The organism is Pedobacter sp. JY14-1 (assembly GCF_029269825.1).
In the GTDB taxonomy this organism is placed as follows: domain Bacteria; phylum Bacteroidota; class Bacteroidia; order Sphingobacteriales; family Sphingobacteriaceae; genus Pedobacter.
On record NZ_JARJHU010000002.1, the window covers coordinates 74,684 to 98,894 of the forward strand.

Sequence of the window (24,211 nt, forward strand, 5' to 3'; positions counted from 1 at the left end):
CAAAAAGTACCGTCAGCCCTAAAAGAAAAATAACGTGAGGATGTGCGGGTTCTTTACGTGCACGGGCAGTTATTCCTGTTCCTCGAGGCGGATTTTTTTAGTGATCTGGTAGCTGCGGCGCTTACGTCTCGGTTTTTCTTCACCACTGAGCAGGATGCCCCAGGGTTTTAGCTGGTCAATTCTGTCGAAAATAATCTTGAGCATAGCCAAGTAGGGAATACAGAGGAACATGCCGGAGATGCCCCATAGCATTTCACCCACGACAATACCAATGAACGCAAATAAGGCATTGATCTTGACCTTTGAACCGACCACGAGTGGCATCAGGATGTTACCGTCGATGGCATGGACGCCTACAAAGGCCAGGATAACCAGTAACATTTTAGCAGCACCCGCCGTGGCAAAGGTAATGACGGCGCTGATGAGCAGGGCGGTAAAGATGCCAATGTATGGAATGATGTTAAAGATACCGGCAATGAGGCCCAGCAGCATGGCATATTTAACGCCCAATATCCAGAGGATCAGTACCATCATCAGGGTAACAATGAACATTTGCAGGAACAGGCCAGTGATATATTTCTTAATGATGTACTGGATGCGTTGTACGATCTCACTGACTTTTTCTTTATGCTGCTCTGCAAAAACCGAGTTGAGGAAGGTAAACAGAATGCGCCGGTAATTCAGGATGAAAAAGGTAAACAGCAGCAGAAAGGAGAGGAACAGAAAGGTAGAGGACAGGGTGAGGAGTGTAGCACCCAATACGGTAGCACTGGTGGCCAGGGCACTGTCTGCGCTGTTCTTCAGGTAGTCCAATTGCTTATGGGCATTAATATGAAATGTCCTGGATATCCAGATCTGCACGTCATGAAAGGAGAGTTCGGCCTGTTGCTTGAGCAGTGGCCAGTCCTGCCAGAGGTCTGTCAGCTGATTTGCCAGAAAATACATAATGCCGGAGATGAAGGCGATCATGATCAGTACCGATATGATGGCCGCCAGACTGCGGCTGAACCTGCATCTTTTTTCTAATGTATTGGCCAGTGGCAGTAATAGCAAAGCCAGCAGGAAAGAAGTAAGTAATGGGGCTAGTATGGTCTGACCGATAATTGCCAGGTAACCAAGGGCAATGACTGAAAAAAGAATAATCGCCAGCTTGGCATAAAAGGGCAGTATCAGCGGTTTCATCAGATGGCAGCGGTTTGTGCTGTAATTTACTGAAATGCAAATGCCCTGCCAAAACTATTTCCAGTCGCTGGCGGCGTCAAGTATGGAAATGTCTTCGTTGCCCAGCTTTAGCCTGGCGGCTTTTTCAAGGTCCGCGAGCTGGCCCAGGCTGGTGACGCTGGCAATCGGCGCTGTAACCGAAGGCCGGGCGATGATCCAGGCCAGGGCTATGCTGGCAGGGTCTGCACTGTATTGCTCAGAAACTTCATCCAGGGCCTTCAGGATACTAAAGCCGCGCTCGTTGAGATAACTGCGTATGCCTCCGCCCCGCTGGCTTTTGTCCAGGTCCTCCTCTGAACGGTACTTGCCGGTAAGGAAGCCGCTGGCCAGGGAATAATAGGTCAGGACACCGAGGTTATGCTCCATAGCGATCTGCTCGTAGTTCTTCTCGTAGCCTTCCCGCGCATACAGGTTGTATTCCGGCTGGAGGGAACTGTACCTGGGCAGGTTTTCTTTTTCCGCAATCTCCAGTGACTGCAGCAGCCTCTCCGGTGACATATTGGAGGTGCCGATATACCTGACCTTGCCATCCGTAATGAGTTGCTGGTAGGCTTCAAGTGTTTCCTCTATCGGCGTATCCAGGTCATCATAATGGGTCTGGTAAAGGTCAATATAATCGGTTTTGAGCCTTTTCAGCGAGTCTTCTGCGGCCTGCAGGATGTATTTTTTGCTGAGCCCTTTTTTATCAGGCCCCATCTGGGAACCCACTTTTGTAGCGATGACCAGCTTGTCACGGCCGCCGTGCTTTTCAAGCCAATTGCCAATAATGGTTTCTGATTCCCCGCCGCGGTTACCCGGCGCCCATTTGCTGTAGACATCGGCTGTATCGATCAGGTTGAAGCCTGCTCCGGTAAATCCGTCAAGGATTTCAAATGAACGCTGTTCGTCGGCGGTCCAGCCAAAGACGTTGCCACCGAAGGCAACGGGATATACTTGTAATGTGGTATTGCCGAGCTGTCTCTTTTCCATATTGGTTTTGATTGTATATGGGCATAACAATTTCCGGCGGGCAAGGTTTGTCCGGCAGGCGTCAGAAGTGGGTCAGGAAAGTTTAGTAGCGCGGAGCATTTCCCGTTTACCGGGAGCTCCAGGGAGTTTTTCGATATGGAAGCCGATGCCCTGCAGCGCGCGTTTGAGTTTTCCGGTAATGGCATAGGTGACGAAAATACCCCCGGGTTTCAGGAACTGGCAGGCATGTGCAATGATTTCGTCTGTCCACATTTCGGGTTGATGCTGTACAGAAAATGCGTCGTAATAAAGCAGGTCAAACCGCTCGGGGCTATCGTAGCGGTGTAGATGGGTATGCAGGATGCGCAATTGTATGCCGGCAGCAATTTCACTGGTCTGTTGCATGGCTTTGCCATAGTTCAGTGTGGTGCTTTGCCAGAGGCTATCCGGTATATAGGCATTGTAACCGGTACTTTCCAGCTCTTTGCCACGCAAGGGATAGGCTTCCAGCGAAACATAACTAAGGGAGAGGTTGCGTTCCAGGCACCAGGCTGCGCTGAGCAGAAAATTCAGCCCGGTCCCGAAGCCGACTTCGAGCACCTTGATCTGCCGGTCCGGGAAGCAACCGGCGGTATGCTCAAGTCCCGCCTTTATGAATACATGCAGGCTTTCCTGCAGCGCACCATGTTTGGAATGGTAATGTTCGCCGATCTCTTCATTGTAAAGGGTATTGGAGCCGTCTGCCGTGGGCGTAATCCTGTTCATGCCTGCAAACTTATCAATATTTACCATTATATTGCCTTGGATTAACCACCAAGACCTAAAGAGCTGTTTATGGACATCGAGACTTTCCGGGAATATTGCCTTGGTCTGAAAGGAACGACCGAAGGGATGAAATGGGACCACCTTTGCTTTATGGTAGCAGAAAAGATCTTTGCATTGGTCTCACTGGACGATGGCGGCCTATGTATTAAATGTGACCCGGAGGATTTTGACCAGCTTACCGCAAAGCCTGGGATTGTGCAGGCACCACATTTCGCGCGCAGGCAATGGGTGTTTATAGAAAACCTGGAGTTATTACCCGATGTCGAACTGGCGGAGCGGGTAGCGCAGAGCAGACGACTGGTGATCGCAAAGCTGACAAAGAAGCTGCAGCAGGAGTTTTCATAATGGAATAGGATATAATAAAAAAAAGCTATGATGAAATTATTTCGTTGGATAAGTTGCACAATGGTGTTATTACTGTTGCCGTGGGGATATGACGCCGCGGCACAGACCGGCGGAGACCGGCCGCTCAGGATTGCGGTTGCAGGTACGAGTCATGGGCATGTGCCCTGGATACTGAACCGCAAGAATAAAGCAGATGCTGTGCTGGTTGGGGTCTTTGAACCAGATAAAGCACTTGCGGGGGCCAGGATCAGGAATTACCAGCTGGACGGCAAGCTTTTTTATACTGATCTGGGTAAAATGCTCGACAAGGTGAAGCCCGAGGCGGTGGTAGCCTTTGGTTCGGTATATGATCATGCGATGGTGGTAGAAGCCTGTGCCCCCCGCGGCATACATGTGATGGTAGAAAAACCCCTGGCTACCACGGTGGCACAGGCCAAACGTATGGAGGAGCTGGCAAAAAAACATAAGATACATCTGCTGACCAACTTCGAGACCTCCTGGTATCCGAGTAACGCCAAGGCTTATCAATTGGTCAATGACAGCAATTACGTCGGCAAAGTGCGTAAGGTGGTCATCCATGATGGACACCAGGGCCCCAGGGAGATCGGGGTAGGCCGGGAGTTCTTTGATTTTCTGACAGACCCGGTACTGAATGGTGGCGGCGCGCTCATGGACTTCGGATGTTATGGGGCGAACCTGATGACCTGGCTGATGAAAGGGCAGCAACCCATCGCCGTTACCGCGGTAGCCAGGCAGTTTAAGCCGGAGATTTACCCTAAGGTAGATGACGATGCGACGATCATTGTCGACTATCCCGGAGCACAATGTGTGATCCAGGCTTCTTGGAACTGGCCTTTCAACCGTAAGGACATGGAGGTATATGGAGAAACAGGTTATGTGTTTGCGGTTGACAATTACCACATGCGGATGCGGACCGGAACAGACCGTTCGGAACAGGTCAGAGTAATAACGCCGAAAGAGATACCGGTATATGAGGATCCTTTTGCTTACCTGGCCGATGTCGTCAGGGGCAGGATAACTGTGCCGCAAAACGGGCTGTATTCGCTGGAAAATAATGTAATGGTCGTCAGGATACTGGAAGCGGCGAAGGAATCCGTAAAAACAGGTAAGACAATCAGGTTCACACAAGAGTAGCCGTAATGGATTTACCCATATGAATGAGGAAGTAAATACGAAGACAACCAATGGCCTGACCAGGACCGGGAAGCCCAGGAAGAGAACTTCAGGACCTGTCCGCGACCGCGAGCGTACCATGCTGAAGCTGATCGATGCTGTTGGCGAGATCATTAAGACCCAGGGCTATACGGCGCTGGGAGTGAATAACATAGCAAAGACTGCTGATGTAAACAAAAAGCTCATTTACAGGTACTTTGATAACAATGTCAATAACCTGATCGAAGCTTATGTAAAGCGTAAGGATTACTGGATCAGCCTTTCAGGGGATATGGAACAGATCATTGCCGAATCAAAGATCGACCATGGGCGCCCGATGGTAAAGACCATATTAAAGACACACCTTAGCCATTTCTATGCAGAGGACGAGATGCAAAAGATCGTCATCTGGGAAACAAGTGAGCGGAATAAACTGATGAAGGAAGTGGGCCTCAAGCGCGAGGCCTTTGGCGAAGAATTATTTAAGCTGCTGACCCCTTATTTTGAACAACGTACAGGTGTCGATTTCAGAGGCATCATGGCCTTGCAGGTGGCGGGGATCATCTTTATGGTGCTGCAGTCGCAGGCCAGTGGAAATCCTTTTTGCGGGATAGATATCAACGACCCGGCGGAAATGGAGCGCATGATGAAAGCACTCGATCAGATCACGGATCTGGTTTACGACAAGGCTGCAGAAGGGATGGGCAAAAAGGAAGTATAAGTTACTTAAGAGTGAGGGTGATTCGGGGAGAAACACCCTCATTTCTTAGTTTGAGAAGCGTATTAATGTCTGGTTATAAAAATACGCGTGCTTTTTTTAAAAACTGGTGACATATTCTGATTTTTTCTTTCTTTAACATCCTTTAACAATCTCTTAATATTACCACATCCTGATCCGGTCCTCAGGTTTTTTATACAGTTTATCACCCGGCCTGACACCAAAGGCTTCATACCAGGCATCCATATTGACCGGTGCACCGATGGTACGGTATTCGCCGGGTGAATGCGGATCGGTCTTGATGAACTGTGCCGCGGTCTCGGGCAGGATGTTACCGCGCCATACCTGCGCCCAGGAGAGGAAAAAGCGCTGGTCGGGCGTAAAACCATCTGTCTTTTCATTAGACTGGCCCTGTTTGGTCATCTTAAAGGCGGTATAAGCTGCGTTCAGCCCGCCCAGGTCGCCGATGTTCTCGCCCATGGTAAATTTACCGTTGACATGGATGGTATCCAGCACGGTGTATTGGTCAAACTGTTCACCCAGCGCCTTCGCTTTGGCTTCGAACTTACTCCGGTCTTCATCAGTCCACCAGTTACGCAGGTTGCCGTCTTTGTCGTATTTGCTGCCAGAATCATCAAAACCATGCGACATCTCGTGGCCGATCACAGCCCCGATGCCGCCATAGTTTACGGCATCGTCTGCATTGGGGTCAAAGAAGGGGAACTGCAAGATGCCCGCGGGAAACACGATCTCGTTCATGGTTGCACTGTAGTAGGCGTTTACTGTCGGCGGGGTCATGCCGAAACGGGTACGGTCAACCGGTTTGCCCAGCTGGCCCACCATGTCGTTATAACCCCATTTTCCGGCATTACGCAGATTCTGGAAATAGGTATTGCGGCTGATGACCAGACCATCGTAGTTTTTCCATTTGGACGGATAGCCGATCTTGGGCACAAAAGCGTGCAGTTTGGCCAGGGCTTTCTCCTTGGTCTCCGGGCTCATCCAGTCCAGGTTTTTGATCCTGATCTCGAAAGCCTTGCGCAGGTTGGCAATGAGTTCGTCCATGCGCTGCTTGGCTTCGGGTTTGAAATATCTGGCGACATACAGCTGGCCCAGCAGTTCGCCAATGGTGCCGTCGGTCAGCTGCGACATGCGCTGCCATCTCGGGGTCTGTATCTTCTGGCCGGACTGTACCTGGCTGAAGGCAAAGTTCGCCTTGACGAAAGCAGAACTGAGGTTCGGGGCCGCGTTTTTCAGGATGTTCCATTCCATATAGGTCCGCCAGTCGGCCACAGGGACACTTTTCAGCAGACTGTCCAGGCTGGTAAAGAATTTCGGTGACGACACAAGCACGGTGTCCTGCCCGGGTGTTTTAAGCTTCACAAGCATGTCCTTCCAGTTGAAAGCGGGGGTACGCTTATTAAATTCAGCTACCGTAAACTTATTATAGGTCTTATAAGGGTCACGCATTTCCACCCGGCTCATCTGTGCGGCCGCCAGTTGTTTTTCAATGGCCATGACCGTTGCCGCTTTTTGTCCTGCATTTGCAGCCGGGATGCCGGTAAGCGTAAAGACCTCGTTAATGTATTTCAGGTAAGCATCACGGATCTGTTTGCTGCGGCTGTCGTCATTCAGGTAATAGTCGCGGTCCGGCAGTGTGGTGCCTCCCTGACCGAGCTGTACGGCATATTTGGTTACGTTCTTACGATCCTGGCCTACGCTGAAACTGAACAGCGGGCTGGCAAGGCCAGAGGTACGCAGGTAAGCGGCAAAGTCAAGTACAGCACTGATGTCTTTCAACTTGCCGGCCATTTGCAGGTCTGCCTTAACAGGCGTATAACCCAGCTTTTCAATGGCTAGACTGTCCATCGCGGCCGCGTAAAAGTCGCCCACACGTTTTTTGACCGAACCGGCCGGTGCCGTCTTGTCTGCTGAGGCTTCTTCTACCAGACCCTTTACGGCATTGATGTTAAAATCGCGCAGCATGTTGAAGCTGCCCCAGCGAGTTTCCTTGGCAGGTACCGGATTGTTTTTGATCCAGGTACCACTGGCATACCGGTAAAAGTCGTCCCCGGGCTTTACGCTGAGGTCCATGTTTGCCGGGTCGATGAATCTGGATGGTGTTTGTGCTGAAGTGGTCATGGTCAGGGCGATCAGGACCGATGAGATGCCACCCTGCAGTAAGGTTTTATACATAAATGTAAGATAGGTTAGTTAAAATATGCTGTTATTGCAGTTTATAGCCGAAAAAGCCCGCAACTTGCTACGGGCTAAATTAAACAATACGGCGGGGCAACCGCCAGTCTATTCAAAATATTACTTATTGAACCAGTAATAGATCTTGACGATGCCCAGCTTCCTGAACAGGGTGTGGGTAATATCCGAAACTTTAATCGCTTTCATGACACATTCCGTTATATAGGTATTTAACATATTTTAACAGTTTTTATTGTGTCCCCGCATGCTGAACCCCCGTTTTTTTCGCGAATTTATCTTTCTGACCTATGTAGAGCCCCAAAAGAACGAGCAGGGTGCCACCGATGGTATAAAGAGTGATGGCCTCGCCGAGCAGCCACCAAGCATAGAAAAATCCGAACAGCGGACAGAGGAAGAGCCAGAGTGAGGCCTTTACCGTGTCGATGCGCAGCAGCCAGAACCAGCAGATGAGGCCGACGACAGACACCGACAGACTGAGCCATAAGGTAGAAAGGACAAAGGTCTGACCTATCCTGACTGCGGAAAAATCACTCAGGCCCAGGGTGAAGGGCAACAGGAATATCCCGCCGAGGGTGACTTGCCAGGCATTGATCAGGATGTTGGACAACTGCCACTTTACACTGGCGTAATAGACGCTGGCAAAAGAAACGGCGACCATGCTGAGCATGAGTACGCTGATGCCCGGGAGGGTAGTACTGGCACTGCGCAAAAGCGGGTAAGTAGCCAGGCCGATACCCGTCATGCCGATGAAGATGCTCCAGATCTCTGCCTTGGCGGGCTTGCGGCCGATGAGCCAGGAGGAGAGTAGTACGATGATGAGCGGATTGGTGGAGGTGGCCAGGCTACCGATACCCGCGGCCGTATATTTCATGGCATAGACATACAGTGCCAGGTAAACCGTCGTGTTCAGGAAGCCGAAAATAGCCAGTTGCTGCCATTCCCTGCCCGCTGGCATGCGTTTGCCTGATTTCGGGCCTGCAGCATAACCAAAGACCAGCAACACGATACCGGCAATAAAGAAGCGGGTATTGGCCAGGATCAGCGGCGGCGCGGAATGGATGCCGAATTTGGTGGCTACCGATGCCGATGCCCAGAGCATGGCGAACAGGATACCGGTTAATATACGTTTCACGGTGACAAAGATAATACAGTAAAATTGGTTATGTTTGGCGCAGCTTATTTCATTTAAACAACTATGAAGAGATTGATATTTGCCGTCCCCCTGATCGTGATGGCAATTTCCGGCGTTGCCCGTCAAAAGCAACTGACCATGGAAGATGCCATGATCAATGCGCGCGGTACGCTGGCGCCACAGAACCTTTCACAGATACAGTTCATTTACGGTACAGAAGATTATGTATATGCGAAGCGCCAGGGCAATGAGGTGGTCTGGACCAGCGGCAGCTTCAAACGCCCGGCGCATGATTTTCTGACACTGGGTCAGCTGAATGCGAAGCTGCGTGCCGGCAGCCTGGATACGGCGAAGGCCATGCCATTTATACAGTTTAACCAGGGCAGGGAATGGATCGTGATGCTCAATGGGTCGAAAGTGGCGCTTGACCCGGCGACGGGCAGGGCAAGGACTTTACTGGAGGCTTCGGTAGCTGCCAGGGGCGTCGCTGAGGAAAGTGGTGCCGGTTATGTCGCTTATGTAGATGGCCACAACCTGTTCGTTTCCCGAAGCGGTGCCGTAAAGCAGGTAACCACTGACGGAAGTGAAGACATCGTCTATGCTTCTACTGTGCACCGCGAAGAATTCGGCATTACTAAGGGAACTTTCTGGAGCAACAATGGCAAAATACTGGCTTTTTACCGGATGGATCAAAGTATGGTAACGGATTACCCGATCATCGACTGGACCAGCAGGCCGGCGAAGAACGTCAACATCAAATACCCGATGGCGGGCGACAAGAGTCACGAGGTGACCGTTGGCGTATACCATGCGGAAACCGGTAAGCTGGTGTACCTGAAAACGGGTGAGCCTGCGGAACAGTACCTGACCAATATTGCCTGGAGCCCGGACGATAAATATATATACATCGCGGTGCTAAACCGTGGCCAGGACCACCTGAAGCTGAACCAGTATGACGCCGTTACAGGAGATTTTGTGAAGACGCTGTTTGAGGAAAAGGATGAAAAGTATGTGGAACCACTGGTGCCCATGCTGTTCCTGAAAAACGATCCGGGTAAATTCATCTGGCAGAGCAACCGTGACGGCTGGAATCATCTTTATCTGTATGACGTCAATGGCAAAATGCTGAAACAGCTGACCAGCGGCAGCTGGGAAGTGCTGGAGGTTAAGGGTTTTGATGCAAAAGGCGGGCGTTTGTTTTATGTGTCCACGGAAGATTCACCGGTTACGCGCAATCTATATGTACTGAACCTTTCTTCCGGTAAAAGCGCCAGGCTGACGAAAGGCAGCGGGGTGCACAATACGCAGGTGAGCAGTTCGGGCAATACCGTGATCGATAACTTCAGTAACGTAGAACAGCCGAGAATCGTGCAACTGCTCGAAACAGGGTCGGGAAAGGAAAAGACCCTGCTGACTGCTGCCAACCCGCTGGCCGGGTATGCAATGGCAAATTCAACGATCTTTACGTTTAAGAGCAAAACTGGTGACGACCTGTATGGCAGTTTATACAAGCCAGAAGGTTTTGAGCCGGGTAAGAAATATCCGGTGATCGTATACTGGTATGGGGGCTCGCATGCCCAGCTGGTACTGAACAGCTGGAATGCCGGCGCCGGAGATTATTGGTTCCGGTACATGGCAGAACGGGGTTATGTGGTGCTGACCATCGATACCCGGGGCAGTGATAACCGGGGCAGGGCTTTTGAGCAGTCGATGTTCCGCAGGGTAGGAGATGTGCAGATGGAAGACATGCTGAGCGCCGTGGATTACCTGAAAGCGCTGCCTTACGCCGATACGTCGAGGATGGGCCTGTTTGGCTGGAGTTTTGGTGGCTTCGATACGGTAGACTTTATGGTAAGCCATCCGGGCATATTTAAGGCGGCTGTAGCCGGCGGCCCGGTGATCAACTGGCAATTTTACGAAGTCATGTATACCGAAAGGTATATGGATACCCCGCAGGAGAACCCTGAAGGCTATGCGGCGACGTATCTGAGCAATAAGGCAGACCAGCTCAAAGGCAAACTGCTGCTGATCCATGGTCTGCAGGATCCCGTGGTCGTACAGCAGCATTCGGTGGATTTCGTGAAGAAAGCGGTAGATAAGGGGGTACAGGTAGACTATATGATCTATCCCGGTCATGAGCACAATGTGACGGGTAAGGACAGGACGCACTTATACCAGAAGGTGACCGACTACTTTATACAGAACCTCAATTAAGTTTTTCTTATTTTTACGGCCTTAAATCGAATACTTTCAAACATAATGAGCATTTCCACTAAATACGACCCGGCGGCGACCGAAGATAAATGGTACAGCTACTGGATGTCGAAGCGTTTTTTTCATTCCGAGCCTGATGAACGTGAGCCTTATACCATCGTGATCCCACCGCCCAATGTAACCGGTGTACTGCACATGGGGCATATGCTCAACAATACGATTCAGGATGTGCTGATCCGCAAGGCGCGCATGCAGGGAAAGAATGCCTGCTGGGTGCCGGGAACGGATCATGCCTCTATCGCTACGGAAGCGAAAGTAGTGGCTATGTTGAAGGAACGCGGTATTGAGAAGAAGGACCTGAGCAGGGAGGAGTTCCTGAAATATGCCTGGGAGTGGAAGGAGAAATACGGTGGCATCATCCTGGAACAGCTGAAAAAGCTGGGCGCAAGCTGCGACTGGGAGCGTACGCGCTTTACGATGGAAGATGACCTGTCTGAGGCGGTAATTGACTGCTTTATCCATTTATACCGGAAGGGACTGATCTACCGTGGTGTGCGCATGATCAACTGGGACCCCGCGGGTAAAACCGCGGTATCAGATGAGGAGGTGATCCGCAAAGAGGTGAACCAGAAGCTGTATTATATCCGGTATACGGTTTCCGGCAGCGAAGATTACCTGACCATAGCGACGACGCGCCCGGAGACGATCATGGCCGATGTGGCGATCTGTGTGAACCCGGAGGATAAGCGTTATGCGCACCTGAAAGGAAAGAAAGTATTTGTGCCTTTGATCAACCGGGAGATCCCGGTGATCCAGGACGAGTATGTAACGATGGATTTTGGCACGGGCTGCCTGAAGGTGACCCCTGCGCACGACCTCAATGACTATGAGCTGGGGCTGAAGCATAAGCTCCCGGTAATCGATATCCTGAATGACGACGGTACCTTAAATGAACTGGCCGTATTGCTGGTGGGTGAAGACCGCTTCGCCGCACGCAAGAAGATCGCCGTGCTGCTGGAAGAAGCCGGCCACCTGGAGAAGGTAGAAGATTATAAGTCGCAGGTGGGTTTTTCCGAGCGTACGAATGCCGCGATAGAGCCTAAGTTATCGATGCAGTGGTTCTGTAAGATGGAAGCGATGGCGCGCCCGGCGCTGGAGGATGTACTGAATGGCGAGGTGAAGCTGATCCCGGATAAGTTCGTGAATACCTACCGTCACTGGATGGAGAACGTGCGGGACTGGAACATCAGCCGGCAGCTGTGGTGGGGACAGCAGATCCCGGCCTGGTATGACGACAAAGGCAACTGGGTAGTGGCAAAGACGAAGGAGGAAGCGCTGGATGAGTTCCTGAAGCTGAAGGATATTGACGGGGTGTTCACCAACGAGGAGGCTGCGGGCTTTAAGCACCAGCTGTCACCTTTTGTAACGCAGGACCCGGACGTAATGGATACCTGGTTTTCTTCGTGGCTGTGGCCGATCTCGGTATTTGACGGCTTTAAGAACCCGAACAATAAGGACATCAATTATTATTATCCGACGAATGACCTGGTGACAGCACCGGAGATCCTGTTCTTCTGGGTGGCAAGAATGATCATGGCGGGGCATGAGTTCAGGGGCAAAAAGCCTTTTACCAATGTGTACCTGACAGGTATCGTGAGGGATAAGTTGGGCCGTAAGATGTCCAAATCGCTGGGCAATTCACCCGACCCGATCGGGCTGATCGAAAAATACGGTGCGGATGGGGTACGGGTAGGTATGCTGCTTTGTTCTCCTGCCGGCAATGACCTGATGTTTGATGAGGCTTATTGTGAGCAGGGCCGGAATTTTGCAAACAAGGTATGGAATGCGTTCAGGCTGGTGAAGGGCTGGGAAGTCAGTGACCAATTGGAAAACCCTAATGAACAAGCCATCGCCTGGTTTGAAAACCGTTTCAGCGGAGCACTTGCCGAGATTGAAGATAATTTCAGGCAGTACAGGCTTTCTGAAGCCCTGATGGCTACTTATAAACTGGTATGGGACGATTTCTGTGCCTGGTACCTGGAAATGGTGAAGCCTGCATACCAGCATCCTGTAGATGCGGAGACACTGAAGGCAACGGTAGGTTTCTTTGAACGGATACTGAAGCTGCTCCATCCGTTTATGCCGTTCCTGACAGAGGAGCTTTGGCACGACAGCTTATTTGGCGAACGTGCTGAACTGGAGTGTTGTATTGTAGCTGATTACCCGGTAGCGGGTGCGGTCGATGCTGCCTTGCTGAGGGATGTGGAAGCGGTGAAGACGGTTGTCGCAGAGATCAGAAATGTCCGGAATACGCGGCAGATCTCACCTAAGGAGGCCCTGCCGCTGGCGGTCAAAGTGAATTCTTCACTGGATTATCAGCTGTGGGCCGGAGTGTTGTTTAAGCTGGCGAATGTGTCCGGGCTGGAGCTGGTGAATGATAAGGTTGCCGGCGCGGTGAGCTTTATGGTGGGGAATGATGAGTTTTTTATTCAGCTGAATGAGGCGGTGGATGCAGAAGCGGAGCGTGAGCGGCTGAATGCAGACTTGGTTTACCTGCAGGGCTTTCTGCGCTCGGTAGAAGCAAAACTGGGCAATGAGCGCTTTGTGCAGAATGCGAAGCCGGAAGTGGTGCAGAATGAGCGCAATAAAAAGGCGGATGCGGAGGCAAAGATCAGGATTATTGAAGAAAGCCTGGCGGCGTTGTAGAAGGGCTGAGCAATCTCAAATAGCCTTTTAACTATAGCATTTTGTAATCAGGCAGCTCAGGGCAGAAGCTGAACTGGCTGGTGGCGTGGTCAATCTGCGCATAACAATGGTTAAGTCCGTTGGTTACGACCAGCCATTTGCTTTTGTGGACAGAGTTATAACGTGCGGCCTGGTCGAATACAGATTGGCTGATTTTTATAGCAGGGGCTTTGCATTCGATGACCATTAGTTTTTCACCGGAGGTGTTGAAGATCAGGATGTCGGTGCGCTTTTGTAATTGGTTTAGACTGAGCCCGCCTTCGATCTGAATGAGGCTGCGGGGGAATTTTTTTTCAGTAATGAGGTATTGGATGAAATGCTGTCTCACCCATTCTTCGGGGGTGAGCACGAGATGCTTTTTACGGATCTCATCGAATATGTAGTGTTTTGCGTCTTTCAGGGTGATCCTGAAGGGATAAGGCGGCAGGTTCAGTTCGATGGGCGTAAATGACATTTGCTGTAAAAGTAGACAAATTTTTTGGCTATGTTTGGGCCATCTTATGAGTGCTTCGGAGATCATCAAAGACATTAAGGCCAGGAAATTCAAGCCGGTGTACCTGCTGCACGGGGAGGAGCCTTATTATATTGACAAGATCGTGCAGTATATGGAGAACCATGTCCTGAACGATATGGAAAGGGGGTTTAACCAGACTGTTCTCTATGGCAAGGATACGGATATGGCCACCGTCATGAATGCGGCCAAGCGCTACCCGATGATGTCGGATTATCAGCTGGTGGTCGTGAAGGAGGCGCAGGACCTCAAATGGGCGAAGGAGACAGAGGGGAGTAGTAAGGAGGCAGGTTTCGTGCTCAGTTATTTTGAAAAGCCCCTGCCGACGACGATCCTGGTGCTGGCCTATAAATACGGTACCTTCGATAAACGTAAGAAGATCTATAAGGCGATTGACAAGAGTGGGCTGGTGTTCCAGTCTGACCCGGTGCGCGATTATAAACTGGCGGGATGGATCGAGGACCTTGTAAAAGAAAAAGGGTATAAGATCGCGCCGCAGGCTTCTGCCCTGATGGGTGAATACCTGGGAACCGACCTGTCCAAGATTGAGAACGAGGTGGATAAGCTGATCCTGAATATCGCCAAGGAAACGGTGATCGATACTGACCTGGTGCAGAAGAATATCGGGATCAGCAAGGAATATAATGTGTTTGAGCTGCAGAAGGCACTGGCGATGCGTGATGTCCTGAAATGTAACCAGATCGTGAATTACTTTGCCGATAATCCCAAGGCCAATCCGATGGTTATGGTCATGGCCAACCTGAACAGTTATTTTTCCAAGATACTTAAGTACCATTACCTGAAGAACAAAGGCGATGCTGCGAAGGAATTAGGGGTAAATCCTTTTTTCGTGAAGGACTATGAAGCTGCGGCTCGCAGTTACAGCATCGGCCATGTATTTAACATCATCAGTCTGCTGCGGGAATATGACCTGAAGAGTAAGGGGGTTGACAGTACGGGTAATGTCACGGACGGGGAGCTGTTGAAAGAGTTGATGTTCAGGATACTGCATTGAAGACATTCGGGCAGCCGGCTATCCGTTCCGGCAAGATACTATCTGTATGCGTATCAGCAATCGATTGTAAAATGTTGATTACGCTGGGACCTTTGGTGCAGGTTGTCGTATTTTTACAGCACACACAAATGTAAACCATGAAGTTTTTTTTTAAACTGGCTTTGCTGTTCCTGCTGCTTGCAGGAGCCGTGATCAGCAGCAAGGGCCAGAATTATACCGTTAAGGGTACCATACTCGATACCGCCGGGCTTCCCTTGCCGGGTGCGCAGGTTCGGGTAAAGTGGGGTGCTGACAGCCTGGGCATATCCGCGGGTGTTGACGGTAGCTTCTCCATTTCAAAGATTAAAGCCAGGCAATTCTCCTTATCGGCCGCATTTATCGGATTTGATACCTTTGTTAAGCAATACCAGATCGAAAAAGGCAGTTCCCTTGACGCTGGGCAGATTAGGCTGAAACCCGCCACAAATACGCTTGATGCGGTCGTGATATCGGGTGTACCGCCGGTCAAGGTTACCGAAGATACGGTGAGCTTCAATGCATCTGCCTTTCCGGTACGTGACGGGGATGCCGTCGATGAAGTGTTGAAAAAACTGCCCGGCATTAAGGTGGACAAGGATGGCAATGTGACCAACCAGGGCGTCCCGGTGACGAAGATCCGGGTAAACGGCAAGGATTTTTTCGGAACAGATGTGGCGACCGCGATCAAGAACCTTCCCGCGGACATTATCAAGAACCTGCAGTTCATTGATGATTATGGCGACCAGGCCAAGCTTACCGGCATTAAAACCGGAGAGCCGGAAAAAGTCCTGAACCTGACCATACAGGAAGATAAGAAGAAGGGCTATTTTGCCAGGGTTTCCGGGGGCCTGGGCAATGCAGAGCGTTATAATACCAGTCTGAAAGCCAACCGGATGGTCGGGGAGCAACAGCTTTCTTTTGATGGGACCATCAACAATGCCAGTATGTGGGGCAATGGCGGGGACGGCGTAACGACACGCAATTCAGCGAATGTCAATTACAGGAATGAATTCAATAAGAAAGTTTCGGCTGATGCAGCTTATGGTTTCAATGGCAACCGGAATAATACCTACAGTGCTTCCCATACCCAGAACTTCCTCGAAGACACCAAAAAGAATGCTTATACCCGTTTAGAGGATGCAACTAACGACAATTTCAGTAAAAACCGTAACCACTGGTTTGGCGGCAACCTGGAATACAAGATAGATACCAATAATTACCTGAAGGTATCACCTAATTTCTCGTATAACCAGAACGAAGGCAGTTACAATGGCAATTCACTGAGCAGCCAGCCCGCGATAGCCGATGCTGTCGCACTGACGACCAAAAGGTTGAGCGAAACCAGCAGTAATTCAGACAACCTGAACCTGAAGACCAATGTGTTCTATAACCATAAATTTGCCAGGAAAGGCCGCAATTTCAGCTTCTGGGGAAATATCAATTACTCAAAAGGCAATAATTACCGGGACGTGCTGAATGATTACCTGTTCACCAGGAACAGCATCGACTCTGTGGCATTGCAACACCAGCTTAATGATCAGGACAACCACAACCTGGGCCTCAATGCGGGCGGTTCCTATATGGAACCGTTGTGGGCAAAGACGTTCATTGAAGTGAATTATAACTGGAACCGCTCGGCCAACACCAGCAGCAGGGATGTAAGGGATATAAAATCCGGGAATGAGGTGTTCAATCCTGACCTCAGTAACAATTACGATTACCAGTTCATTACCAACAAGGTTGGCCTGAATTACCGCTATATCGGTGAGAAGCTGAATTATACACTGGGTGTGAATGCCCAGCCTGCCGTACTGAGGGGGCAAAACCTGAGCCGTGACCTCACGACAGTGAACCATACGTTTAATATCATTCCTTCTGCCCGGCTGGCCTACAAGTTCTCTAACCAGGAATCTTTTGATATCAATTACTGGGGACGCAGCAATCAGCCCAGCTTTTTCCAGTTGCAGCCCATTTCTGATAATTCCAATCTGCAGAATGTCGTCACCGGTAACCCCGATCTGAAGCCAGAGTTCATTCACAGCATCAATGCGCATTACAAGCAATCGGACTGGAACCTCGGGCATGTCTTGTTTGCGAATGCTTCTTACAATAAGACGAATAACCGCATCGTGACCACCAAATTCATCTCACCATCTACCGGCTGGCAGCAGACCACTTATACCAATACGGACGGCTTTTATAACCTGAGCGGGGATTATTATTACAGCAAGCCTTTTGCTGAACGCAAATTCTCTCTGGGGTATTCGGGCTGGGGCTCACTGAACAATAATGTTTCTTTCGTGGATGGCAACCGCAATGTGGCGCAGAATACGGCCTGGAGGCAGGGAATAGAGTTTAAGATTGATCTTCAGGAGGTGGTCAACGTGCAGTTTGAGACTTCTTATTCTCAAAACAGGACGACCTATTCGCAGGAAGCCTTTGAAGAGCGGAAGACCAATCGCTGGGAATACAAGGTAGAAGGCCGCAATTACTTCTTTAAGAAACTGACGCTGGGCTATGACTTCAGCAAGGTGATCAATTCCGGTTTCAGTAATACCATCATCAACAACCCGACACTGCTCCGGCTTTCCCTGGAATATAAGTTTATGAAGAATGACATGGCTGCCCTGAGGCTTGACGGTTATGACTTATTCAACCAGAATTCGGGCATCTCCAGGGATGTATTCGATAACGTGATCGTAGACCGGCAGGTGAACCGGCTGGGCCGTTACTTCATGTTGTCGTTCATTTACCGTGTCAGGAAGTTCGGCGGATAGCTTTCTTCTGCTGCGACAGGCGGTCATTTGGGCAATAATCTGTATTTTAGGCAACCTAAAACCAGTAACCAATGAAATTATTGAAGACCGTTATCTTTTTCTTTTTCCTGTTTTCCCCGTGCTTCCTGAAGGCCCAGCAACTTGTTTTGCCCGGCGACCATCCTGACCCTTCTGTCGTTAAGATCGGTGACAGCTTCTGGGCCACTGCCACCACATCCAACTGGTTCCCGGCCTTTCCTGTTTATCAGAGTAAGGACCTGAAGCACTGGACAAAAAAGAGCGTGGTTTTTAAACAGCGTCCTGAATGGGCCGACTACTATTTCTGGGCTCCGGAGATCACTTATGACAATGGCAAGGTATACATCTATTATACTGCACACAAGAAGAACGGCAACCTTTGTATCGGTGCGGCCGTAGCCGACCGGCCGGACGGGGAATACACAGACCTGGGTCCGCTGATGTGCCAGGAAGACGGTTCTATTGATGCTTTTCCGATGCGGGACAAAAATGGCAAACTGTACATGATCTGGAAGGAAGACGGCAACAGCGTGCGCAAGCCGACCCCGATCTGGGCGATGGAGATGAAGGAAGACCGTACCGGGCTGATCGGAGAGAAGAAGGAGCTTTTCAGGGGTGACCAGCCTTGGGAGAACGGCCTGGTAGAAGGTGTTTCGATGGTCAGACATGGGGAATATTATTATGCGGTCTATGCGGCTGCGGCCTGCTGCGGAACCAAATGTAACTATGGAACGGGAGTTGCCAGGAGCAAGGATTTGCTGGGGCCGTGGGAGAAGTATGCGCAGAACCCGGTTTTGGCCAGTACAGCTGAATGGACTTGCCCCGGACATGGTACGGTAGTGCAGAAAGACGGTAAGTACTATTTCCTGTACCACGGCTACAGTGCTGCGGAAAGTGTTTTTGCCGGTAGACAGGGCCTCCTCCAGGAACTGGAGTTTACCAAAGATGGTTGGATCAGCTTTAAAAAGGATGCGCCGGTAGCTGTAAAGCGCACCACTAAATCCGATAATTTTTCAGGAAGTGAGCTTGGGCTGGACTGGCAGTGGAGTATTTTCAAGGATGTTAAGTATCAGCTGGCTGGCGGGGTGCTGACGCTGGACGCATTACCTGACATCTCAGGCGCTTATATAGCACAACCTGTATTGTATAATAGTTATACTGCAGAAACCGTGCTGACATCGGCTTCTGCTGCGGAAGCGGGCATTGGGATCATCGGTGACGATAAGCATTTGGTCTACGCTGCGGTAAAGGGCACAGATATCGTACTGAAATCGGTAAGGAATGGCGAGGTTACGGTTTTGAAGACGCTGCCGGGTGTTGCAACGCAATTTCCTTTAAGATTTAGGCTGGAGGCCAGCCGGAATGCCAGCTTTACCTTTTACTATGCCCCGGACAAAGGTGCTTACAGAAAGATCAGTGCCGAAGCGGCAGACGGCAGCTTCCTGCCGCCATGGGACCGGGCACTGCGTGTGGGTATGATCGCCATTGGCGAAAAGGACAAGAAAGCAAGCTTTGACAGTTTTACGTTGAAATAAGCTTAGTTTTCAATTTTTACACCCAGCAGGTGCAGGTCTTCACCACGGCCGACTTCCGTTGAGGTTTCGCCAAGCCAGCCGTTTTCCTGACTGACCCCGCTATAGACCTTCACAAAGTCGATACCGGGGAGTGTTACCGGATTGCCGTTCTTGTCAATGGCCCAGTCGATGTCAATGCCGGAATTGTCATGAGCGTTTGGATAATTGTCCACGTAACCGTACCTGAATGCATAACGCACATAGTAGGTGCCCTGGCCGTTTTCTTCGAGGCCATTGTTCGCAAGCCTGACGCCGTTAAAAACGATCTTGTCGTCTTTCACCCAGGCGGGATAATAACTCTGTGCATGGAAAACATTTTTGGCTTTGTAACCTGTTTGCCCCTGGTTGTCTGTCCACCGGATATAATTGCTGATGCTGACGTTGTTTTCGGGAGTGCCTGCCGGTGTTTCGGTTACCGGGCGCTGATAGGTCATTTCGTAATTACGGAAAGTACGGACATCATTGTTGGCCACTGCAGTACTGTACCAGGATTCTCCCTCAGCAGAGAAGCTCGCGCTGCCCCTGATCTCGTACCATTCGTCCGCATCGGGTTTTCCGTTTTTATTCTTGTCCCAGGCCACCATAACGATTCCCGGTTCGCTGCTTCCGCCAAACGGCGCGTTTGAGGGGCCGACAGGAGTACCAAAGGTATTTCCATAAATGCGAAAATCGCGCCTGCCCGCAACATTGACGATGGTATGGTCAAAACCCAGGACCACATAACCTCCCCAGCTCCCCAACGTGACCATACCGGCGTCTTCTCCGACGAGTTCCTGGTCTGCTTTGGCAAGCATGGTTTCATAAGTATCGCCTGGATGATATTTGGGCATCTCGTTAACGAACTGTCCGGGGGCGGGCATATAGTCGAAGACCTTTGCGGTAAAGCCAGCAGCGGCCCTTGCCCGTTGTTGTACAGTAACCAGCAGCGTATCTGCCAAATCGCCCGAAGAGACTTTTAACTGGTAAGTCCCCGCGTTCACGGCGGTAAAAAAAGCAGCGGACGATGTACCGGAAGTCAGCCGGTATAATTCGGAAGGGGCTGATATCATCTCCCATTTTAATACATCCTTATCCGCAAATTTCTGAGGTGCCTCCAATTTCAAAATCGTATTGGTGGTGACCTGGCTGTAGGTTACCGGTGCTGGGTTTGAAGTTTCAGCGTTTTTTTTGCAACTGCAGATCAGCAGCGCGGCACAGCCAAGATAGAGAAGAAATAGATATCGGTTATTCATGCAAAATGGTTGATTAATAAGTTATTTTGGTAACAGGGCAAAATGACCGGGAACATCACCCGTGCGAACGACCCACTTCTTTTTGCCTTCTTTATTAAAGCAGTAGAGTAAGCCGGGCGAAACATAGTTGCCCGCTTCAGTGATATAGATGTCTTTGGTGACAGGATGTACCATGATTCCATAGGGTATTTCTATCTGTTTATCGGTCCCATCGGTGATCAATACGCGGGATATGACCTGGTGCGTTTTTGTATCGACGATCCCATAGGTGATGACATTGGAATAGGTTACATAACTCCATTCGGTACTGTAGAGGTACAACAGGTCATCGTCGAGGTAATAATTGCTCACCGCTACGGGTAGGGTATCTGTTACCTTTTGCAGCGTCTTGTCTATGAAATACAGGCGTGATGGTGAAGCCTTGTAGTCACCTCGTGAAGTCACCCAGAGGCCGCCCCGCTTGTCCGCCCTGATATGGTGCAGGTTGTAGGCTACGTCGATCTTTTTTTCCTCCCTGAACGTAGCCAGGTCGATCACCGAAACTGTTCGTTCATACTTGTTTGTACTTCCCCCGCCCATGTAGCCACCTGAATTCACTACGTAAATCTTTCCGTCGACGATCTCCAGGCAATCAGGCTGATATCCGACCACACACTGGTCTACCACTTTCAGCGTAGCGGTATCTATTTTAGCCACATAGCCTTTCTGGGTATAGTCCGGGTTGACCTCAACAGGCCCCGCATAGGAAGTAACGTAAGCGAATCCCTTATCGAACTTGATGTAACGGCAGTTGGGGATCTCTATCTGCCCAATGCGTCTGGCGGTCCTTGCCTCCATGACCTCTACCTTGTTCGAGACATTGATCACCGCGTAAAGCCTGCCGCCGTAAATGGCGAGGTCATTTCCTGCATCACCCAGTTCTTTCGGAACAGCCGGGTTTACCATGCCATAGATATTCCGCTGATAGACACCCCTGGAAAAGTCATAATAGTCCAGTGTACTCTTATTGCTGCCCATACTGCCTTCGTTAAGGAGGTAAAAGCCGGAAAAGCCGTCATCGGCGGGCTTATCTACGACAGTTTCGCCGGTTTTAAAGAGCTCTACATCTTTGCGGCAGGATACCGCGAGGAGAACCAGCAGGATCAGGTGTAGTTTTCTCATAGCTCAACAGATAAAATCAGTTTATAATTTCGCTTAGGCATGGGATAATTCAATACTACCTCGTAATCCTGGTTCATCAGGTTGTTGACCTCACCTGAAATTTTAACGCGGTATCCTTTAAGCCGTATCGCTTTTGACGCGGACAGGTCATGGGTATACCAGGGTTGCTGGTAATTCTCAGCAATATTGGCGGAGTTATCATACCGTTGTCCGATATAAATGTAGCTGTAGTTCAATTGCCATGACCTGTACCGGATACCTGAGATCAGCGAGCCGCTATGCCAGGGAATGTGCGGGATCTGACCGCCATAACTCAATCCTTCCAGCAAAGGGTTTTGCCGTCTGGAAAAGTCCTGCGCCTTCTGGTAAGTGTAGGAGGCCCTCACGTTCAGCTGCAGGTTGCCGGGTAAGGAGAAAGCGAAATCGGAAACCGCGTCGATGCCCCTTATCTCTGCATAACCCAGGTTCATCATCATCCATCGGTACATGCCGCTGCCCCTGGGAACGGCTACGATCTTATTGGTAACCTGGTTATAGTAGGCATCGGTCTGTAGCTGCCACTCACTCAGTACAGCGCCTTTCCGGTTTTTACGATAGGTGAAACCCAGGTTGTATTGACGTGTATACTCCGGCTCCAGCCTGATATTACCGACATCCGTATAATAAAGGTCATTGAAGGTAGGCATCCTGAAAATATCTTTATAAAACGCCCTCAGGCTGAAGTCATTTTGCTCAAACGGCCGGTACGATAAAAAAATAGCGGGCGTAAACTCATGTTTGGCGGGGGCGGCCACCGCTGCTTCACCCGTGGCCGTAAGGCCCCGTTTTACGCCTTCGTTCACGAAGGTGCCCAGCAGGCTGGCCTGCATCTTGAATTTCCCCAGCTGTGCAGCACCCGCCAGCGCAATGAGCGCGGTAAGCCGCCTGGGGTATATAAACCCTTCCAGATTGGAAGCAAGGGAGTTGTATTGCAGATCTGTTGAAAGATCGACATCAATCGCTCTGGACAGGCTGTACTTATTGGCTACCGAAGTATACCATTCCTGCTGATGAAAGCTGTTGTCTATATGCAGTTCATCCGGGCCGGGGCTCAGGTAACGCATCTCATCGCTGGCATACTTTGCATTGACCTGGACGCCGTGACCATTGACGCTGTTTTTCTGAAAAGAACCCTGCAGGAAAAAATTACGGTCCCATTGTCTTTGCGGATTTCTCCAGACATTATTGACGACAGCACCGGGTATACCTTTTTCTGAATCATAGAAGTAGGCTTTAGCCTGCCAGAAGCCATGCCTGATGTTTCCGTACACGCCGCTTTCCAGCCGCAGTGCATGAATGTCGCCATTTTCCCTGATCGCGGTGGTGTCATAGGCAACGGTCTTCGTCCCGGGTAATACCCGCCTGTAGCGGAAGGGATAACGGCCGGAAGCATAAATGTATTCGCTGCTGAAAGAATAGCTGAGGCTTTTGGACAACCGGTGTTCAATAAGTACCGAAGGATCGATCAGGTCAAATGAGCCCGTTTTGAGCACTCCCTTAAAATTCGTGGTCTTCTGTGAATCAAATACCGGCTTCCGGCTGCGCAGGTAGATCGTGCCCGAAGATCCGTAATCTTTCGCCGGCTGGAAAATATCGCTTTTCTGCCCATTGTAGAGGGAGATGGACTCCATATTGTCCATAGAGAATTTCCCGAGGTCTATCTGTCCGTTCTGGGCATTGCCCAGCTGGATGCCATCATAAAATACGCCCATGTGGTTGGTACCCATACTGCGCATGTCTACGGTTTTTAATCCCCCTATACCGCCGTAGTCCTTCACCTGGACACCTGCAAAGTACCTTATGGCATCGGCCACGGAAAAGCTGTTCAGGTTTTTTAACTGGTCGCCGGAGAGTTTCTGGGAGGGGATGACTTCTTTATATTCCGGGGCAGAGATCGTCACGTTCTGTAAGGTCCTGACGCGTGCCGAATCCAGACGCAGGGTATCGTGCCCGGGCTGCTGTCCGTACAGGTAATGGCCGGTAAGTACCAAAAACGTAGTGGATAACGTTTTCAAAGCGCCTGAAATATGCATCTATATGGGTTTCAGTCCAAGTTATATTCAAAGCTCCGACCGCGAAAGCTTTAAAACAGTTGCATAGGCAGGTCTCCTGACTTGTTCTCACTTTTGACGGCCTTCCCGTTCTTATTCACAAAAACAGTGGCATGAAGATATCAAAGTGTCGTTACAGAACTTACAGTAGCGGGCCTGTTCAGGATTTTCACCTGATTCCCTTTTAATCCTGACATTGTGAACTGATGTCAGGAACCTGATGCGGTGCAAAAATAAGAAATATATCTTAAGGATAGCAGGTTTCGTTAAGGGCGGG

At 50.3% G+C, this 24,211-nt stretch carries 17 protein-coding genes and 1 riboswitch; of the genes, 8 read left to right on the top strand and 9 right to left on the bottom strand.

Annotated elements, in window-relative coordinates; all coding sequences use genetic code 11:
• Window positions 1–69: 69 nt before the first annotated feature.
• The 3 genes from P2W84_RS05395 to mnmD all read right to left on the bottom strand — a co-directional run bounded on the left by P2W84_RS05395 (window position 70) and on the right by mnmD (window position 2,934).
• Window positions 70–1,182 carry an AI-2E family transporter gene (locus tag P2W84_RS05395; protein WP_276089096.1) on the bottom strand — a complete coding sequence of 371 codons (1,113 nt, stop codon included), beginning with the start codon at window positions 1,180–1,182 and terminating at the stop codon, window positions 70–72.
• Window positions 1,183–1,236: 54 nt separating this feature from the next.
• Entirely contained in the window at window positions 1,237–2,190 is a 954-nt protein-coding gene (locus tag P2W84_RS05400) for an aldo/keto reductase (protein WP_276089097.1), read from the bottom strand.
• 72 nt (window positions 2,191–2,262) lie between these two features.
• The gene (gene mnmD, locus P2W84_RS05405; protein WP_276089098.1) at window positions 2,263–2,934 is read right to left on the bottom strand and encodes a tRNA (5-methylaminomethyl-2-thiouridine)(34)-methyltransferase MnmD; all 672 of its coding nucleotides are present in this window, start codon (window positions 2,932–2,934) and stop codon (window positions 2,263–2,265) included.
• A gap of 69 nt (window positions 2,935–3,003) precedes the next feature.
• Between mnmD and P2W84_RS05410 the strand changes: the two genes are divergently transcribed.
• From P2W84_RS05410 to P2W84_RS05420, 3 genes are read left to right on the top strand one after another with little or no spacing between them, the layout of a single operon-like run.
• Window positions 3,004–3,339: an MmcQ/YjbR family DNA-binding protein gene (locus tag P2W84_RS05410; RefSeq protein WP_276089099.1), complete on the top strand. Its 336-nt coding sequence runs from the start codon at window positions 3,004–3,006 to the stop codon at window positions 3,337–3,339.
• A 27-nt stretch (window positions 3,340–3,366) separates the two neighbouring features.
• Complete coding sequence (locus P2W84_RS05415; protein WP_276089100.1) at window positions 3,367–4,494, top strand: Gfo/Idh/MocA family oxidoreductase; 1,128 nt, start codon at window positions 3,367–3,369, stop codon at window positions 4,492–4,494.
• Window positions 4,495–4,513: 19 nt separating this feature from the next.
• A complete protein-coding gene (locus P2W84_RS05420; RefSeq protein WP_276089101.1) occupies window positions 4,514–5,233 on the top strand; it encodes a TetR/AcrR family transcriptional regulator in 720 nt (239 codons plus the stop codon).
• Window positions 5,234–5,392: 159 nt separating this feature from the next.
• On the opposite strand, the gene P2W84_RS05425 is transcribed toward P2W84_RS05420, so the two are convergent.
• Window positions 5,393–7,372 (bottom strand): M13 family metallopeptidase, encoded by a 1,980-nt coding sequence (locus tag P2W84_RS05425; RefSeq protein ID WP_276089231.1) that lies wholly within the window; start codon window positions 7,370–7,372, stop codon window positions 5,393–5,395.
• Between the two features lie 304 nt (window positions 7,373–7,676).
• The gene (locus P2W84_RS05430) at window positions 7,677–8,579 is read right to left on the bottom strand and encodes a DMT family transporter (protein ID WP_276089102.1); all 903 of its coding nucleotides are present in this window, start codon (window positions 8,577–8,579) and stop codon (window positions 7,677–7,679) included.
• Between the two features lie 63 nt (window positions 8,580–8,642).
• Between P2W84_RS05430 and P2W84_RS05435 the strand changes: the two genes are divergently transcribed.
• Window positions 8,643–10,793, top strand: coding sequence for a DPP IV N-terminal domain-containing protein (locus P2W84_RS05435; protein WP_276089103.1), 2,151 nt, complete (start codon window positions 8,643–8,645; stop codon window positions 10,791–10,793).
• A gap of 45 nt (window positions 10,794–10,838) precedes the next feature.
• On the top strand, window positions 10,839–13,499 hold the full coding sequence (locus P2W84_RS05440; RefSeq protein WP_276089104.1) for a valine--tRNA ligase: 2,661 nt from the start codon (window positions 10,839–10,841) through the stop codon (window positions 13,497–13,499).
• A 31-nt stretch (window positions 13,500–13,530) separates the two neighbouring features.
• Here P2W84_RS05440 and P2W84_RS05445 read toward each other — a convergent pair whose 3' ends face one another.
• The gene (locus P2W84_RS05445) at window positions 13,531–13,992 is read right to left on the bottom strand and encodes a type I restriction enzyme HsdR N-terminal domain-containing protein (RefSeq protein ID WP_276089105.1); all 462 of its coding nucleotides are present in this window, start codon (window positions 13,990–13,992) and stop codon (window positions 13,531–13,533) included.
• 46 nt (window positions 13,993–14,038) lie between these two features.
• On the opposite strand from P2W84_RS05445, the gene holA reads away from it, so the two are divergent.
• The 3 genes from holA (at window position 14,039) to P2W84_RS05460 (ending at window position 19,412) form a co-directional block, all read left to right on the top strand.
• The gene (holA, locus tag P2W84_RS05450; protein ID WP_276089106.1) at window positions 14,039–15,064 is read left to right on the top strand and encodes a DNA polymerase III subunit delta; all 1,026 of its coding nucleotides are present in this window, start codon (window positions 14,039–14,041) and stop codon (window positions 15,062–15,064) included.
• Between the two features lie 137 nt (window positions 15,065–15,201).
• Window positions 15,202–17,859: an outer membrane beta-barrel protein gene (locus tag P2W84_RS05455; RefSeq protein ID WP_276089107.1), complete on the top strand. Its 2,658-nt coding sequence runs from the start codon at window positions 15,202–15,204 to the stop codon at window positions 17,857–17,859.
• 71 nt (window positions 17,860–17,930) lie between these two features.
• Window positions 17,931–19,412 (top strand): family 43 glycosylhydrolase, encoded by a 1,482-nt coding sequence (locus tag P2W84_RS05460; protein WP_276089108.1) that lies wholly within the window; start codon window positions 17,931–17,933, stop codon window positions 19,410–19,412.
• 2 nt (window positions 19,413–19,414) lie between these two features.
• Here P2W84_RS05460 and P2W84_RS05465 read toward each other — a convergent pair whose 3' ends face one another.
• Genes P2W84_RS05465 through P2W84_RS05475 form a run of 3 tightly spaced genes read right to left on the bottom strand, consistent with a single transcriptional unit; the run spans window position 19,415 to window position 23,898 of the window.
• Window positions 19,415–20,683 (bottom strand): hypothetical protein, encoded by a 1,269-nt coding sequence (locus tag P2W84_RS05465; protein WP_276089109.1) that lies wholly within the window; start codon window positions 20,681–20,683, stop codon window positions 19,415–19,417.
• Window positions 20,684–20,704: 21 nt separating this feature from the next.
• Window positions 20,705–21,844, bottom strand: a complete 1,140-nt coding sequence (locus P2W84_RS05470; protein ID WP_276089110.1) for a DUF5074 domain-containing protein — start codon at window positions 21,842–21,844, stop codon at window positions 20,705–20,707.
• Entirely contained in the window at window positions 21,841–23,898 is a 2,058-nt protein-coding gene (locus P2W84_RS05475) for a TonB-dependent receptor (protein WP_276089111.1), read from the bottom strand. Before P2W84_RS05475 ends, P2W84_RS05470 begins: the two co-directional genes overlap by 4 nt.
• Window positions 23,899–23,964: 66 nt before the next feature.
• Window positions 23,965–24,170: riboswitch (cobalamin riboswitch) on the bottom strand.
• Between the last annotated feature and the right edge of the window lie 41 nt (window positions 24,171–24,211).

What these genes read in the sequence shown, in the direction of transcription:
- P2W84_RS05395 (WP_276089096.1), bottom strand. Translation starts at nt 1,182, where the DNA reads ATGAAACCGCTGATACTGCCCTTTTATGCCAAGCTGGCGATTATTCTT.
- P2W84_RS05400 (WP_276089097.1), bottom strand. Translation starts at nt 2,190, where the DNA reads ATGGAAAAGAGACAGCTCGGCAATACCACATTACAAGTATATCCCGTT.
- mnmD (WP_276089098.1), bottom strand. Translation starts at nt 2,934, where the DNA reads ATGAACAGGATTACGCCCACGGCAGACGGCTCCAATACCCTTTACAAT.
- P2W84_RS05410 (WP_276089099.1), top strand. Translation starts at nt 3,004, where the DNA reads ATGGACATCGAGACTTTCCGGGAATATTGCCTTGGTCTGAAAGGAACG.
- P2W84_RS05415 (WP_276089100.1), top strand. Translation starts at nt 3,367, where the DNA reads ATGATGAAATTATTTCGTTGGATAAGTTGCACAATGGTGTTATTACTG.
- P2W84_RS05420 (WP_276089101.1), top strand. Translation starts at nt 4,514, where the DNA reads ATGAATGAGGAAGTAAATACGAAGACAACCAATGGCCTGACCAGGACC.
- P2W84_RS05425 (WP_276089231.1), bottom strand. Translation starts at nt 7,372, where the DNA reads ATGACCACTTCAGCACAAACACCATCCAGATTCATCGACCCGGCAAAC.
- P2W84_RS05435 (WP_276089103.1), top strand. Translation starts at nt 8,643, where the DNA reads ATGAAGAGATTGATATTTGCCGTCCCCCTGATCGTGATGGCAATTTCC.
- P2W84_RS05440 (WP_276089104.1), top strand. Translation starts at nt 10,839, where the DNA reads ATGAGCATTTCCACTAAATACGACCCGGCGGCGACCGAAGATAAATGG.
- P2W84_RS05445 (WP_276089105.1), bottom strand. Translation starts at nt 13,992, where the DNA reads ATGTCATTTACGCCCATCGAACTGAACCTGCCGCCTTATCCCTTCAGG.
- holA (WP_276089106.1), top strand. Translation starts at nt 14,039, where the DNA reads ATGAGTGCTTCGGAGATCATCAAAGACATTAAGGCCAGGAAATTCAAG.
- P2W84_RS05455 (WP_276089107.1), top strand. Translation starts at nt 15,202, where the DNA reads ATGAAGTTTTTTTTTAAACTGGCTTTGCTGTTCCTGCTGCTTGCAGGA.
- P2W84_RS05460 (WP_276089108.1), top strand. Translation starts at nt 17,931, where the DNA reads ATGAAATTATTGAAGACCGTTATCTTTTTCTTTTTCCTGTTTTCCCCG.
- P2W84_RS05465 (WP_276089109.1), bottom strand. Translation starts at nt 20,683, where the DNA reads ATGAATAACCGATATCTATTTCTTCTCTATCTTGGCTGTGCCGCGCTG.
- P2W84_RS05470 (WP_276089110.1), bottom strand. Translation starts at nt 21,844, where the DNA reads ATGAGAAAACTACACCTGATCCTGCTGGTTCTCCTCGCGGTATCCTGC.